General features: G+C 43.8%; 1 protein-coding gene. It reads left to right on the top strand.

What is annotated here, in order from left to right; translation table 11 throughout:
• Window positions 1–211: 211 nt before the first annotated feature.
• Window positions 212–803 (top strand): DUF1302 domain-containing protein (locus A3750_RS11245; RefSeq protein ID WP_156498523.1); only part of this gene is annotated, 592 nt, incomplete at its 3' end.

Genomic DNA, 803 nt, shown 5'->3' on the forward strand with positions numbered 1-803 from the left:
ACTGTTTGAAAAAAATCCAGTTTTAAATTGGTCGAAAATAAAATTAGTGTCTATGCTTTTCTTAATCGACCTAAACCGCCATCAGTACATGGGCGGCGGTCAGGTAGTTCGATAATAATATCGGTTTCCCTTGATCTCTTTTGTGCTCTTGCTCGAGCACATTAGTGAAACATCGCGATTTCCAGCGATTGAATAAATGGAGTAGCGTTCGATGACAAATAAAAAACAGTTGTCGCGACAGTTTCGTAAGTTGCCTTTGGCACTTGCCGTTGCGGCCTCCGTATCTACACCCGCTAGTGCTTTTCAGTTCTATGTAGGCGATTACGAAGCAAGCATTGATACCACGCTTACCGCTGGTGCTGGTTGGAGAATGGAAGATCCAGCCAACAATAATATTGGTGCGGGTAATGGCTATTGGGGTAATGACATTAATGCAGGCCAAGGCAAATACGGCGGCTTGGGAGCATCAATCAATAGTGATGATGGCAACCTGAATTTCGCAAAAGGTGACACGTACTCGGAAAGTATCAAGGGCAGCACAGACTTCTTGATTCAAGGTGACACTTTTGGCGCTTTCGCTCGTGCTCGTTACTATTATGACTTTGTGCTAGAGGATGAAAACTTTGCATCTGACGGTATCAACCCGCCTCGCCAACTGAGTAAAGATGGTAAAGACAATGCGTCTGGCATTGAGCTAATGGATGCTTATATCTTTGGTGATTTTTATCTTGGTGACATGCCTTTAAGTGTCAAACTTGGCAAGCAGGTGGTCAGTTGGGGTGAATCTACGTTTATCATTAATG

It is taken from the genome of Oleiphilus sp. HI0079 (assembly GCF_001635105.1).